Consider the following 14137-nt stretch of genomic DNA (forward strand, 5'->3'; position numbering starts at 1 on the left):
AATGAAAATTAATGAAGATGCTTTAGACAATCCTGTTTGGAACGCTTTAACAGACACACATTTTAACCAAAGTATAGACTATGGTAACGTAAAGTTTTACCAAAGTGATTTTGCGCCATTTGGTGCATTTATTAATGATGAAGATACTAGTCACGCCATTGAAAAGCACTCCAAGTTAATTAAAGATTTTTTTATTGTTGGTAAAGAACCTAAAATGCCTTCTGGTTTTAAGCCTGCAATAAAGTATGTTGGTTATCAAATGATAATTTATAACAAAATAAATCATCTTATAAGTGAAGATATTGTAAAACTTAACGAAAAACATTATAACCAACTTATAGACTTAATTAAACTCGTATATCCAGAATATTTTAAAGCGAAAACTAATACGTTAGGAACCTATTATGGCATTTTTAAAAACAATAAATTGGTTGCAGTAACTGGAGAGCGTTTTCAAACCAAAAACTTTGTTGAAATAAGTGCAGTCATTACACATCCAGATTACACAGGAAAAGGATATGCCAAACAACTTATTACACATACTGCTAATGGTATTTTTAATAAAAACAAAATACCTTTTTTACATGTAGATGTAACCAATTTAGGACCTATAGCTTTATACAAAAAGCTTGGTTTTACTATTAGAAGAGAAATTGAATTTTGGAAGATTGGGCATTAAAAAGGCTTTATAGGAAAGGAGAATACAGCCTATTATTGCATAGTTATATTACTATACTTAGCATTTACAACAATACTTTTACCGTTAGCTAGATCTCCCGTTGAGAAATTAGAAGTGTTGTCTTTTGAAGTTTTTTTAGGATGTACAAATCGAGAACGAGTTCCTTTATACTGTAAATTATAATCTACTTTTGGAAGCTTTATAACGGCATCAATATTTTGAAGTATCACATTTAAGTTACTAAAAGCATCATCAATATTTAGAATATTTAAATCGCCAATATTTCCGTCAACAACTGCGCTTCCTATTAAATTTTCAATGTCAATATTTGATGATATAGAGTTTAAAACTAAATGTTTTACATTCTTTAATTCAACGTTTTTTACATAATTTAAGTTTAGTTCTCCTAAATTCCAATTCGTAACATGTACGGGAGAATATGAAGCGTTAATGGAAGTTGAACTTCCATTAACGCTATATGCTGTAAATTTTGTATGTGATAAATCTGCTTTTAAATTATCAATATTTGCTGCAAATTCTATTTCACCATGTCTAACATTAACTTTTAACTTAGCACCTTTAGGCATCTTTATTTTGATTGTTTTTTTAACATTAGAATTAGATTCAGGACTCACAAGTTTTTCTACTAGAACACGTCTCTTTTCTGCTAGTTTTTCTCGTTCTTTAGCATGTTTTTCATGCTCCTTTGCCACTTTTTTATGTAATTCTACTCGTTTTTCATGCATGTCTTGCAAACGCTCTTGTTCAGCTGCAGTGCGTTCTGCTTGTGCCTCTATTCTTTCGGCTTGTCTTTCCATTTGAGCTGCGAATCGCTCTCCCCAAGCTTCCATTTTTTTGCCATAATCTTCACCAAACTTTTCTCCCCATGCTTCCATCTTTTTAGTATACTCCTCACTATTCATTTTGCTTTCGAAATTCTTAGCCCATTCCTCCATTTTCTTTCCATATTTCTCTCCCCATTCTTCACCAAATCTTTCTCCCCAAGCTTCCATTTTTTTAGCATAATCTTCTCCATACAAATTTTCAAATTTTTGAGAATATTTTTCAAGATATTTATCGCCGTCTCTCTTATATGCTTTATAATCAAACTCCATAGAACCAACACCTTCTGGCAGTTCTGGCAATTCTGGAAACTCAGGCATTTCTGCCATTTCTGGCATGTCAAAATGAAAATCGAAATTCATTTCTGGTAATTCTGCTATTTCAAATTTTAATTCTGTTAACATAGCATTTACCGCATCACTATCTCCCTGTTCACTACTCGTTGAATAAGTCCAAACATTACTTCCTCCTTCTCCTTTCGTTTTTATAGAAACTTTATCATTAGTGGCATCTATATCTACATCCCATAATTTTAAAGCTTCTTTAAGTTCTTCTTTGTTTAATTTCTCTCCTTCAATGTAAGCTTCAATTTCTACTGTACTTTTATTCCAAGTATCAATTATAATATTGGTATGGCTAGTATTTAAGTCTATAACCACATCTTTGTTAACGTTTATAGATTGAGATACTTTAGTTAATTTTTGTTGCGCTAGTAAACTTCCTGTTATTAGAAAACAGAACGCATAAAGTTTGATTTTTATAATAGTATTGTTCATTTTTTGATTTTTAGATTGATTGTTTTACGCCTTCATCAGGAGTATTTAGTTCTTTTAATTGTGATCTTAAGCGATACAATAAGTTTAAACGAAGTTTTAAATTATCAATTAATGCATTTACTGTTAATTCACTAGGCCCAGATTCTGTTAAATCAAGAGATAAACGTTTGTATTCTTTATCCAGCTCATCCAATTGTGCTAAATAATCATCAAATAAATCTTTGGTTTCTGGTGTATAGGTCATTTTAGATAGCTCTAAATTGATGCTTGCCAAATAGTAATCTTCAACCTTTTTTAAACCTGGTGAAATATCACCTAATGTTTTTGTTACAACTGTTTTCGTTGTTGCTACTTCTGTTGGCAAATTATCAACTTGAGGCTGGAAATATTTAAAAGCACCGAAGCTAAAGCCTAAAAGCACGATAATACTAGCTGCTATATGCATCCAATTAAATTTCGAATGTTTTACCTCTGGTAATGCTTCATCTAGTTTTTTAAGAAATCGGTCTTGATGATTTTTCGGCATATTTTCATGTGCCATTTTATCATCTTTAAACAACTCTCTAATATCTCGTGCCATTTTTTTTAAGTGTTAACAGTTCTTGTAATTTTACTTTACCTCGTGATAGTTGTGTGCGTGATGCGACTTCTGAAATATCCAAAATTTCTGAAATCTCTTGGTGATCATAACCTTCAATTAAATAAAGCATCACAACATACTGGTACTTATCTGGTAATTTATTAATTGCATCTTTTACATCTTCTAATGTAATTGCATCTTCTACTAACCATTTGTCGTCGTTAGGTGTATCAACTACTTTTAGGTGCACCTCATCTAATTCAACAAGTTGTTGCTTTTTAGATTTTAAAAAGTCGATACTTTTATTAACTACAATACGTTTTAACCATGCGCCAAAAGTAACCTCTGCTTTATATTGATGTAGTTTAGTGAAAGCCTTAATAAAAGCTTCCTGTACAACATCTTCGGCATCGGTAGCATCTTTCAAAAATCGCTTAGCAACAATATACATCCCGTCGCAGTACTGGTTGTATAACTGCAATTGTGCTTTACGATTGTTTTGTTTACATTGCTCAATAATGTCAACTTGAAACATACTAATTCTACTTTTGGTTTAAGTTAGTTCGTTTAAAAGACGATAAAAAAATTGTAGTGTTGCAAAAAAGATTATTTTTTTTGAGTTATATAACAAAGCTATAGAAATCTTCGTTTGTATTTCTTAAATTATTACTTTTTAAAGTATATTTACGCCTTATTAAATTGCTCTATATGAATACCTTTTTAAAACGTACCTTAATTACATTATCTGTTATAGCCTTAGGGTTATTTTTATATTCTGTTTTTGTTGAAAATATTTTCGAAAAGCGATTAAGTCCAAAGGACACCGTTAAATTTGAATTAAACGACTTAAAACTAAAAGTGTTTTACAACAGACCTTTTAAAAAGAATCGTGAAATATTTGGAGCACTAGTACCTTACAATCAAGTATGGCGAACAGGTGCAAATGAAGCTACAACTTTTGAAACTAATGAACCTTTAGAAGTAAATGGCATACCATTAGCTGAAGGAAAATATACGCTTTGGACAGTTCCTAGAGACTCTGTCTGGACCGTAATATTTAACTCAAAACAATATTCTTGGGGTGTAAATGCTGAAATGAAACCCATGTGGGATCCAAACTACGATGTTTTAAATATTGAAGTTCCCGTACATAAACTAGATAGTATAGTAGAACAATTTACTATTTCTTTTGATAACTCTACGGACAATCTTTCTTTAACTTTGGCTTGGGATGATGTTAAAGTTTCTGTGCCTTTAAAATAAGTCATTAATCACAGTATTAGCATAAAGTCTAATGAAAATAAAATTGTAAATTAGACAAACTTTCGTGCATTCGTGGCTAAAAAAAACAAATCAGCATTAGAAGAAAAAAAAGGGGTTTCTGTTTCAGAAATTACAAATTTATCTTCTATAAAATCTATTCAAGATAAGCGCAAAGCGGAAATTGATACTGATGCATTAACAACTTCTATTTTAAACAAAGACATTACAGCCTTAAGTAGAGCGATTACACTTGTTGAAAGTAAAAACCCTAAACACACAGATAAAGCAAATACTGTTTTAAAAAAATGTTTACCATATGCTAATAAATCAATCCGTATTGGTATTACTGGGGTACCTGGAGTTGGAAAAAGCACATTTATTGAGACTTTTGGTAAGCACTTAACTTCTTTAGGAAAACGAGTTGCTGTACTTGCCATTGATCCTACAAGTTCTATTACAAAAGGAAGTATTTTAGGTGATAAAACCAGAATGGAAGAATTAGTAAAAGACAATAACGCTTTTATTAGACCATCTGCATCTGGAGATTCTTTAGGCGGCGTTGCTCGTAAAACTCGTGAAAGTATAATTTTATGCGAAGCTGCTGGATTTAACGTCATTATTATTGAAACTGTTGGTGTTGGACAAAGTGAAACCACTGTACATAGTATGGTCGATTTCTTTTTATTATTGAAATTAGCTGGTGCTGGTGATGAATTACAAGGTATAAAACGCGGTATTATAGAAATGGCTGATGCTATTGCTATAAACAAAGCAGATGGTGACAACTTAAAACGTGCAAAGCTAGCAAAAGTAGAGTTTAATAGAGCACTTCACCTCTACCCAGAAAAATCATCGCAATGGCAACCTAAAGTAAGTGTTTGTAGTGCTTTACAAAATAAAGGCATTGATACTATTTGGGAGATTATTTTAGACTATATTGATATAACTTCCAAAAATAATTACTTCAAGCAAAAGCGAAACGAGCAAAACAAATTTTGGCTTATTCAAACTATTGAAAATCAATTAAAATCAGATTTTTTTAATTCACCAAAAATCAAAAAAGAGTTCTCAAAACAATTAGAACTCATTAAAAATAATGAAACTACGCCTTTTGCTGCAGCAGATTATTTATTAAAATTAAATTGAAAAAGATTATTTTAATTGAAATCTACTTTGAATATACTTATCTAATCTATAAAATCCATAACCAGAAACAGCCCCAAACAAAGCTCCTGAAAATACATCTAATGGGTAATGTACACCAATATAAATTCTACTATAACCCATAGCTGCAGCCCAAATAATCATTAAATAAATTAAATATTTATATTTTGATTTAAGTGTAAAACCTGTAAAAATGGCAACAGCCATTGAATTTGATGCATGACCAGAGAAGTAACCAAATTGTCCTCCACAATAAGATTTTACAAGTCGCATAACACTAAAAATTTCGTCATCATGGCAAGGTCTTGGGCGTTTTACAAAAACGTTTTTAAATAAGTTTGAAACTTGATCTGTAAACGAAATCATAAGTACAACCACCACCAATGTTAAGATAAACATTTTGGTATTTAACTTTTTGTACATTAAATAAACTAATATGGCATAAAATGGAATCCAGTTAAATTTAGTGGTATAAAACATCCAGAAACCATCCCAAGTTTCAGTTCCTAAACCATTTAAATAGATGAATAATTCTTTATCTAACTGTACTATTTGATCTAACATGTTTTATTGTTTATTCTTCATACTTTGCTATTTCAGCATCATAAAAGTCTGTTGCTTGTTTTATAGCATTCTCAGTTTCTATTTCAAGTTCTTTTTGGTCATCGTCATCAAAATCTTCAAACCATTCTACCTCATCATTTTCAAGGTTAATAATGAATCTTGGAAATTCAGTATGAATTACAAAAATAGCATTTGGATAATCTGAGTTATCACCTAATATAAATTTTGGAAGTGTCATTTATAGTTATTTATTGTTTGACAAAATTAACTTTTTAGTTAGATAATTAAATCGAATATACAATAAAATAGCAGCAGTAGTTAATCCTCCTAATAAGCCTAACCAAATACCAAAACTACCATAAGCATCTTCTTTTCCTAAAAACCAGCTAATTGGAAACCCAATTAACCAATATGAAATAAAAGTAATTATAGTAGGTATTTTAACATCTTGCAATCCGCGAAGTGCACCTAAAACTAAAACTTGAATACTATCGCTTATTTGAAAAATAGCTGCTGCAATTAATAATTTTGAAGCTATACTCACAACTTCAGTATTATCCATTAGATTTTTAGTATCATCAAAATCGACATAAATTTTTGGTAGTTGATTATGAAATAAGAAGAAAATTATAGCAAAACCAACAGCAAACATAATACCCATTAAAAATAGAGAGAATGCAATACGACGTAATTCAAAATATGCTTTAAGCCCTTTTTGATTACCAACTCTTATCATGGAAGCAACACTTAAGCCCATGGCAATCATAAATGTCATGGACGATAAATTTAATGCAATTTGATTAGCTGCTTGTGGATTTTTACCTAGCAACCCACTTAACCATATAGCCGAAGTAAAAATAGCTACTTCAAAAAACATTTGCATAGCACTTGGCGCTCCTAAATTGATGATTTTTTTAATCATCAATTTATCCAAAACAAAGAATTTAATATGAGTTACAAAAGCTTTCGATTTTTCTTTTCCCTTAAGTAAAAACCATAAATACCAAACCATTATAATTCTTGATATTAGGGTTCCGTAAGCAGCTCCTACAATGCCCATTTCAGGAAAACCAAACTTTCCAAAAATTAATAAATAGTTTAGAACGACATTAATAATATTTGCTAGAATAGTAGCATACATTGGATAGCGTGTCATAGACAAGCCATCGCTAAACTGTTTAAAACCTTGAAAAATAATTAGTGGAATTAAAGAAACTGCAACTAAATCTAAATAAGGAATGGCTAACTCAACAACCTCAACGGGCTGTTTCATTAAATACATTAAAGGTTTTGCGAAAAACACCATTAAAAAAAGGAGTACTCCTAAAATGGTACACAAAAATAAACCATGTTTAAAAAATGATTTTCCTTTAATAAAATCTTGTCCTGCATCTGCTTCTGCAATAAGTGGCGTTATAGCTGTAGAAAAACCAATACCTAAAGACATAGCTATAAACATGAAACTGTTACCTAAAGATACCGCAGCAAGTTCTGCAGTGCCTAATTGCCCTACCATGATATTATCAACAAAACTAACAAATGTATGCCCCAACATACCCAACATTACCGGAGCAGCAAGTTGCCAATTGTATTTAAACTCTTTTGTATAATCCCTTAATTGCATCTGGCAAAAGTAATCTTTAGCCTTTGTTTAGACCAATTTTATCATATTCTTTTCTTATTTTTTCAAAATTAACAAATGTTAATAAATAGTTGAAAAACTTAACATTTGTTAAGTTGATTTTTCATACATTTGAATGGCTTTGAACAGCTCCTCTCTCTAATAATATAATAGCATAGAAACCTTTAGCACTATTAATTTTAAAGGGATTAAAAACATGAGAGCTTAAAGTTTCGATATTTAAAAGGAGGAAAAATCTTCCTCCTTTTATTTAAATAATATTCTCTTTATATTATAAATAATAGTTTACCATTACTTATTTTTCTTTTTATATGTTTGCTTATTTTCAGAGATTGATTTTACAATTGTTTGTCCTGTTATAATTTGTTTTTGATCTTTAATTTTTGACAATGAGTTTATGTATGCTTCGCTTACTAGGTTTTTAATATATTCTTTTGGAAATTGAGTCTTGTCTTTTACTAAAATATAGCGATACTGATTGTCTTTCCCTAATAGAATTTTGTCTGGATCTGAAAGTTCACTACCCCAATAAAAACCAAAGTGAATATTGTTATTAATTCTATAAATGGCATTTGAACAAATAGTATAACCTAATTTATCTGTTGGACCTCACCAAAAAGCAACAGCATTATAGTTGTCATAAATGAGCTCATAGCATCAGGGCATAATTCCCATGCAAAATCTCTCAACCACATAACTAAAACCTATTGTACTGTCTCCAAATGGCTTAAGAAATTTTAAAGATCTTGTGTTTGTTCTTTGCTTATTATTAAAAAGTATTAATCTTTTTTAATAACTATTAATTAAATAAAAAGAGATTTTTATAGTTCCTTACTATAAGGATACTAAGTTTTGCTTAGCATCATTAAACTCTTGCATAATATCTTTTACAATTTGCTCAACAGATTTTACATCATGAATTAATCCTGCTATTTGACCAATCTCCAATTCACCTGCTTCCAAATCACCTTCGAACATCCCTTTTTTTGCTCTAGCTCTTCCTAAAAAAGTTTTTAGTTCTTCTATTGTTGGTGATGTTTTGTAAAGCTCTTGAACTTCATTATAAAACTTATTTTTAATTAGTCTAACTGGAGCTAATTCTTTTAAGGTAAGTTGAGTGTCTCCTTCTTTTACATTAATAACGACTTGTTTGAAAGCAGCGTGTGCCGAACTTTCTTCACTAGCCACAAACCTACTCCCAACTTGTACAGCATCTGCACCAAGTATCATAGTTGCTAACATGGCACGACCTGTTGCTATTCCTCCTGCTGCAATTAATGGAATGTGTATTTGCTCTTTTACCATAGGAATAAGTGTTAAAGTAGTGGTTTCGTCACGTCCATTATGGCCGCCAGCTTCAAAGCCTTCTGCAACAATAGCATCAACACCTGCATCTTGTGCTTTTAATGCAAACTTAACACTGCTTACTACATGTACCACAGTAATACCTCGTGCTTTTAACCAAGACGTCCATGTTTTAGGATTCCCTGCAGAAGTAAATACAATCTTAACATCTTCTTCAACAATTATATCCATAATCTCTTCAATGTTTGGATACAACATTGGAACATTTACACCAAATGGTTTATCTGTTGCTTTTTTACATTTTTGAATATGCTCCCTTAATACATCAGGATACATAGAACCTGCTCCTATTAACCCTAATATTCCAGAGTTACTGGCAGCAGATGCTAAACGCCAGCCACTATTCCAAACCATTCCTGCTTGAATAATTGGATACTTAATATTGAATAAGTCTGTAATTCTATTTGGCATTTAATCTTTTATTAGTTTTAAAGATATTGAACTATTTTCTGATTCTATTCTAGCAATATAAATTCCTTTTGATAATAAAGAAATATCCATGACATTATTATTTTTTGAAACTAAAAGTGTTTTTACTTGCTTACCAATAATGTTGTATAATGTCACTTTTACTTCACTTAAATTTAAAGGATATTTAAAATAAACCAATGATTTTGATGGATTTGGATAAAGTAAAAAACTAAAACCTTCTTCAACATCATTAATAGAAAGTGCTGTATTTAGAGCAGCTTGAAAATCTGGAATCCCATAACCTAGTTGATAATCTGGTGTGCTAAATTGTGATGCAGATTCTCTTAGAAGTTGCATAATTTCTGCATTGGTTTTATTAGGCAAAGCCTGCATTAAACAGGCTACTGCTCCAGCCATAATTGGTGAGCTAAACGAGGTGCCATTATTTTGTACAATAGTATTATTGGCATTAATCATATAAGGTAATTGCCCTTGCGCTACAACATCTGGTTTTAGTGAAGGTTGTATGGCACTACCAACAGAACTAAATGACGCATAATTTCCTGAAGAATTTACAGCTCCTATAGAAAATACAAATTCAGAATCTGCTGGTGCTCCAACACCAGAAGCTCCAGAATTCCCAGCTGATGTAACTAATAATAACCCCTTTTGAAAAGCTATATTTGCTCCTTTTGTAATAAAAGCCGTATTACCGTCCATATTTGAAGCTGTGTAATTGTATCTTGAATTATCAAAATCTAAATATCCTAAAGAGGTATTAATAATGTCTACACCTAAACTATCTGCACGTTCTGCAGCCTCAACCCAATAGCTTTCTTCAACAGGGTTTTCACTACCATCATCTTCTGTTCTAAACAAATAATAGGAGGCATCTGGTGCTGTACCCACATAGTTATTTTGAATAAACCCTGCCATAGTACTTAAAACTTGTGTACCATGACTAATATTAGCAGGCCTAGGATCGTAAGCATACACATCTGCAGTTCTATTTACAAAATCATAACCACCAAGCAAATTACCATTATCTCTTATGCGTTGAAAAGCTCCCATGGTATTTACATTAGTAAACGATGCATCAATTACTCCAATTGTGACGCCTTCACCAGTATAATCTGTAACATGCAAATCATCTAGATTAATCATATCTATTTGATTTTGAGTATCACCATATGTAAAATCAACAAATGAATTTTCTAAATGAAATTTGCTTTTTACTTTATTTATTTTTGATGTTTTGCTTGAATTTAAGCTTTTATCGGCAAAATCAATATGATCTATAAAAGCTAAATCTGGATTAGTCAATAAGTTTTTAATATCAATTTCTGTCCCTCTAACATGAACCGCATTAAACCATTTAGATTTCGCTAAAACGCTAATGCCAGATTCATTCTTTAAAAGTGAAATATAGGATTCGTTGACAGGTACATCGCGAGCATCAATAGATACGCCATGCTTCGTTTTTCTATTTATCGCTTTTTGAGTTAGAATAGTTATTGGATTTGCAATAGAACTTGCAACATCCTCTTTATCTGTTAAATAAACCCATGCATCTTCTTGAGAAAAGGCACAAAACTGAAAAAATAATATACTAACGAAGATTAATTTTTTCATTTTTTATTGACAAGTTACGAAATAACTCCAGAACCAATAAGTTCATCTTCCAAATACCAAGCTACAAATTGACCTTCGGTTATTGCGGATTGAAAATTTTCAAACTCTACATATAAACCACTATCTACTTTATAAAGTGTCGCATTTTCTAAAGCTTGTCTATAACGAATTCTAGCTTTTACCTGCATGGTTTCATCAATTTTTAAAGCTAAGTCTTCTCTAACCCAATGTAATTCTTCATTGGTAACAAATAACGCTTTTTTTAATAGCCCAGGATGTTCTTTACCTTGTCCTGTATAAATTACGTTTTCTTCTACATCTGTATCAATTACAAATAGTGGTTCTATAGTTCCTCCTACAGCCAATCCTTTTCGTTGCCCTTTAGTAAAATAGTGTGCACCTTGATGTTTTCCTACTATTTTACCATAATCGACTTTATAGTCAATTTTTCTAGATAAGAATTTTAGTTTTTCTTCTTCCGAATCAAAATTTGTTTCAACCGTATTAAATACTTCTTGTTCTTTTGAAATTTCAACTATAACACCTTCTTTTGGTTTTAACTGTTGTTGAAGAAAATCTGGTAATTTCACTTTACCTATAAAACAAAGTCCTTGAGAATCTTTTTTATCAGCAGTAACTAAATCTAATTCTGTTGCAATTTCACGAACTTCTGGTTTGGTTAATTCACCAATTGGAAATAAAGATTTTGCTAATTGATCTTGAGATAATTGACATAAAAAATAAGATTGATCTTTATTACCATCTACACCAGCTAGTAACTGATAAGTTTCTTTACCAGCTTTTTGAATAACTCCTTTTCTGCAATAATGACCTGTTGCAACATAATCTGCTCCAAGTTCTAAAGCTATTTTCATAAAAACATCAAACTTGATTTCTCTATTACAAAGCACATCTGGGTTTGGTGTTCTACCTTTTTCATATTCATTAAACATGTAATCGACAATACGCTCTTTATATTGCTCACTTAAATCTACAGTTTGAAAAGGAATTCCAAGTTTCTCGGCAACTAACATCGCATCGTTACTATCATCTAACCAAGGACATTCGTTAGATATTGTTACAGTATCGTCATGCCAATTTTTCATAAACAAGCCTATAACCTCATACCCTTGCTGCTGCAATAAATAAGCTGCAACACTAGAATCAACACCTCCAGAAAGTCCAATAATTACTCGTTTCATTTATAAAAAATTAGTGTACAAAGATACATATAATAATAAAATTTTCCTTTATAAAGGGCAAAATGTAATAAAGTCAAAATTAAATTTTGTTTATTTATTTTAAAAAAATATTAAACAAAATTTGGATTTTTGTTTATTTATTTTATATTTTTGTTAAACAAAATAAAACCTTACAAAAAATGAAAAATCTAAATTATTTAAGAAAGTTTGTGTTTTTATTTATCATTATTGGAATTATTTCTTCATGTAATAATGATGATGACAACACAACCATCAAACCTGACCCTTTAAACATTGTTGAAACTGCACAATCTGTACCTGAGTTAAGTATTCTAGTAGATGCTGTTGTGCAAGCTGGATTGGTAGATGCTTTATCGGCATCAGGAGATAAGACTGTTTTAGCGCCAACTAACGCAGCATTCACAGACTTTTTAGCTGATAAAGGCTTTAATTCATTATCTGAAGTACCAAATGATGTTTTAACACAAATCTTATTAAATCATGTAATTGCTGGTGCAAATATAGAATCCTCTGCACTTATTGGCACTTCTGGTTATACTAACACACTAGCAGATGGACCAAATTCAACAAAATTAAGTCTATATTTTGATGGTACCTCAGGAGTTACCTTTAATGGTAGTGCTTCTGTAGCTATTGCAGATGTAGAAACATCAAATGGAATCGTGCATGTTATTGACAGAGTAATTGATTTACCAACAATAGCAACATTTGCAACTACAAATCCTGCGTTATCCATTTTGGTTGATGCCTTGGTTTACGCAGATAGTGGAACACCAACAGTACCTTACATTGATACTGTATCTGATGAAACAGCAGGCCCGTTTACAGTATTTGCTCCTACAAATGATGCTTTTGTATCATTATTAGCAGAATTAGAAGTTAATGCGCTAACTGACATTCCAACATCAACTGTTGATGCTGTTTTATTAAATCATATAGTTAGTGGAGCAAATGTACAATCAAACCAATTAACTAGTGGAACAGTAACCACGTTAGGTGGTGATATAACTGCAGATGCTACATTATTTACATTAACAGATGCGAATGGTAGAGTGAGTAACATAGTAACAGCATTAGTAGATATACAAGGAACAAATGGCGTAGTACATGTCATTGATAAAGTTATACTACCAGCACAATAAAAATATTAGTTTGGTTTGTTGGTTTTATAGACAAAATTGGTTAGTAGCTTAAAAATTGTCTATGAAAAAGAGGCTCCTTAAGAAATTAAGGAGTTTTTTTTATGTATTTAGGTTTATAAGTGAAGTCCTTTTCATTAATTAATTTACCATTCTCATAATATTTCCAAACCCCATCTTTCTTACCTCTTTTGTAAGCACCTTCGGTAATTAATTCTCCTTTTGGATTATAAAATTTAGAGCTACCATGCAATTCTCCATTTACATATATGTATTCTTTTAAAACAATATCACTTTCAGAATACCACGCAGAAAGTCCGTTTAATTTTCCATCTAAATAATTTTGTCTTTCAGCTATTTGTCCATTAGGATAATACACTAATCTCTCTCCAGTTAACCGACCATTAGCATTATAATGTTCAATCGTTAAAAGTTTATCTGAGTTTTTTTGGTAGTATTTCCATGTTTCAATATATGTTTTACCATCCATTTGTCCTTCGCTAATAAGTTTTTCATTTGAAGCAAAAAACTTAACATCGGCAATATTGTCATTTTCATTAAATTGTTTGGTTGCTGTTAAAATGGCTTTTCCTTTTATGTTTTTATAAAATTTAAAAAGTCCAATTTCTTTTCCGTGAGAGAAGGCGCCTTCATACCTCAAAACTTGAGTCTCTTCAAAGTTTTTCTTCCAAATACCATGACGCTTTCCGTTTGCATCAAATTGATTAATATCCTGTGCAAATAGGATACTGCTGCAAATTAAAAAAAACATAAAGCTATATACTGTTTTCATTTTAAAACTACTTATTTCGCTTTCGCTGAATTTATGCATTATAAACGATTTTATTTTAAATTT

The 14137-nt window shown here is 31.0% G+C and carries 14 protein-coding genes; 4 read left to right on the forward strand and 10 right to left on the reverse strand.

Going from position 1 to position 14137, the window contains the following annotated elements:
• The first annotated feature begins 1 nt into the window (after position 1).
• Positions 2-679 carry a GNAT family N-acetyltransferase gene (locus tag BT151_RS16350; RefSeq protein WP_072403429.1) on the forward strand — a complete coding sequence of 226 codons (678 nt, stop codon included), beginning with the start codon at positions 2-4 and terminating at the stop codon, positions 677-679.
• Positions 680-711: 32 nt separating this feature from the next.
• Here BT151_RS16350 and BT151_RS16355 read toward each other — a convergent pair whose 3' ends face one another.
• From BT151_RS16355 to BT151_RS16365, 3 genes are read right to left on the reverse strand one after another with little or no spacing between them, the layout of a single operon-like run.
• Complete coding sequence (locus tag BT151_RS16355; RefSeq protein ID WP_072403430.1) at positions 712-2298, reverse strand: hypothetical protein; 1587 nt, start codon at positions 2296-2298, stop codon at positions 712-714.
• Positions 2299-2308: 10 nt separating this feature from the next.
• Positions 2309-2878 (reverse strand): hypothetical protein, encoded by a 570-nt coding sequence (locus BT151_RS16360; RefSeq protein ID WP_072403431.1) that lies wholly within the window; start codon positions 2876-2878, stop codon positions 2309-2311.
• Positions 2862-3413: an RNA polymerase sigma factor gene (locus BT151_RS16365; protein WP_072403432.1), complete on the reverse strand. Its 552-nt coding sequence runs from the start codon at positions 3411-3413 to the stop codon at positions 2862-2864. The genes BT151_RS16360 and BT151_RS16365 overlap by 17 nt, the downstream gene beginning before the upstream one ends.
• A 173-nt stretch (positions 3414-3586) precedes the next feature.
• On the opposite strand from BT151_RS16365, the gene BT151_RS16370 reads away from it, so the two are divergent.
• Both BT151_RS16370 and meaB read left to right on the forward strand, forming a co-directional pair.
• Positions 3587-4141 (forward strand): DUF2911 domain-containing protein, encoded by a 555-nt coding sequence (locus BT151_RS16370; protein ID WP_072403433.1) that lies wholly within the window; start codon positions 3587-3589, stop codon positions 4139-4141.
• A gap of 72 nt (positions 4142-4213) precedes the next feature.
• Entirely contained in the window at positions 4214-5287 is a 1074-nt protein-coding gene (gene meaB, locus BT151_RS16375; protein WP_072403434.1) for a methylmalonyl Co-A mutase-associated GTPase MeaB, read from the forward strand.
• Between the two features lie 6 nt (positions 5288-5293).
• Here the strand turns inward: meaB and BT151_RS16380 are convergent, their stop codons facing one another.
• From BT151_RS16380 to mnmA, 6 genes are all read right to left on the reverse strand, one after another.
• Entirely contained in the window at positions 5294-5869 is a 576-nt protein-coding gene (locus BT151_RS16380) for a phosphatase PAP2 family protein (protein WP_072403435.1), read from the reverse strand.
• A gap of 10 nt (positions 5870-5879) precedes the next feature.
• Positions 5880-6107 carry a hypothetical protein gene (locus BT151_RS16385; protein ID WP_072403436.1) on the reverse strand — a complete coding sequence of 76 codons (228 nt, stop codon included), beginning with the start codon at positions 6105-6107 and terminating at the stop codon, positions 5880-5882.
• 6 nt (positions 6108-6113) lie between these two features.
• Positions 6114-7493: an MATE family efflux transporter gene (locus BT151_RS16390; RefSeq protein WP_072403437.1), complete on the reverse strand. Its 1380-nt coding sequence runs from the start codon at positions 7491-7493 to the stop codon at positions 6114-6116.
• Between the two features lie 852 nt (positions 7494-8345).
• Complete coding sequence (locus BT151_RS16395) at positions 8346-9287, reverse strand: NAD(P)H-dependent flavin oxidoreductase (protein WP_072403438.1); 942 nt, start codon at positions 9285-9287, stop codon at positions 8346-8348.
• On the reverse strand, positions 9288-10919 hold the full coding sequence (locus BT151_RS16400; RefSeq protein WP_072403439.1) for a S8 family serine peptidase: 1632 nt from the start codon (positions 10917-10919) through the stop codon (positions 9288-9290).
• Positions 10920-10933: 14 nt separating this feature from the next.
• Positions 10934-12121, reverse strand: a complete 1188-nt coding sequence (mnmA, locus tag BT151_RS16405; protein ID WP_072403440.1) for a tRNA 2-thiouridine(34) synthase MnmA — start codon at positions 12119-12121, stop codon at positions 10934-10936.
• A gap of 179 nt (positions 12122-12300) precedes the next feature.
• Here mnmA and BT151_RS16410 point away from each other — a divergent pair, with 179 nt between their 5' ends.
• Positions 12301-13284, forward strand: coding sequence for a fasciclin domain-containing protein (locus BT151_RS16410; protein ID WP_072403475.1), 984 nt, complete (start codon positions 12301-12303; stop codon positions 13282-13284).
• 85 nt (positions 13285-13369) lie between these two features.
• Here the strand turns inward: BT151_RS16410 and BT151_RS16415 are convergent, their stop codons facing one another.
• Complete coding sequence (locus tag BT151_RS16415) at positions 13370-14113, reverse strand: toxin-antitoxin system YwqK family antitoxin (protein WP_245794895.1); 744 nt, start codon at positions 14111-14113, stop codon at positions 13370-13372.
• Positions 14114-14137 lie beyond the last annotated feature (24 nt).

It is taken from the genome of Flaviramulus basaltis, from assembly GCF_900114265.1.
GTDB classification, from domain to species: Bacteria; Bacteroidota; Bacteroidia; order Flavobacteriales; family Flavobacteriaceae; genus Flaviramulus; species Flaviramulus basaltis.

Bases quoted from the DNA above. Each gene is read 5' to 3' on its own strand.
- BT151_RS16350 (WP_072403429.1), top strand. From the start codon at position 2: ATGAAAATTAATGAAGATGCTTTAGACAATCCTGTTTGGAACGCTTTA.
- BT151_RS16355 (WP_072403430.1), bottom strand. From the start codon at position 2,298: ATGAACAATACTATTATAAAAATCAAACTTTATGCGTTCTGTTTTCTA.
- BT151_RS16360 (WP_072403431.1), bottom strand. From the start codon at position 2,878: ATGGCACGAGATATTAGAGAGTTGTTTAAAGATGATAAAATGGCACAT.
- BT151_RS16365 (WP_072403432.1), bottom strand. From the start codon at position 3,413: ATGTTTCAAGTTGACATTATTGAGCAATGTAAACAAAACAATCGTAAA.
- BT151_RS16370 (WP_072403433.1), top strand. From the start codon at position 3,587: ATGAATACCTTTTTAAAACGTACCTTAATTACATTATCTGTTATAGCC.
- BT151_RS16380 (WP_072403435.1), bottom strand. From the start codon at position 5,869: ATGTTAGATCAAATAGTACAGTTAGATAAAGAATTATTCATCTATTTA.
- BT151_RS16385 (WP_072403436.1), bottom strand. From the start codon at position 6,107: ATGACACTTCCAAAATTTATATTAGGTGATAACTCAGATTATCCAAAT.
- BT151_RS16390 (WP_072403437.1), bottom strand. From the start codon at position 7,493: ATGCAATTAAGGGATTATACAAAAGAGTTTAAATACAATTGGCAACTT.
- BT151_RS16395 (WP_072403438.1), bottom strand. From the start codon at position 9,287: ATGCCAAATAGAATTACAGACTTATTCAATATTAAGTATCCAATTATT.
- BT151_RS16400 (WP_072403439.1), bottom strand. From the start codon at position 10,919: ATGAAAAAATTAATCTTCGTTAGTATATTATTTTTTCAGTTTTGTGCC.
- mnmA (WP_072403440.1), bottom strand. From the start codon at position 12,121: ATGAAACGAGTAATTATTGGACTTTCTGGAGGTGTTGATTCTAGTGTT.
- BT151_RS16410 (WP_072403475.1), top strand. From the start codon at position 12,301: ATGAAAAATCTAAATTATTTAAGAAAGTTTGTGTTTTTATTTATCATT.
- BT151_RS16415 (WP_245794895.1), bottom strand. From the start codon at position 14,113: ATGCATAAATTCAGCGAAAGCGAAATAAGTAGTTTTAAAATGAAAACA.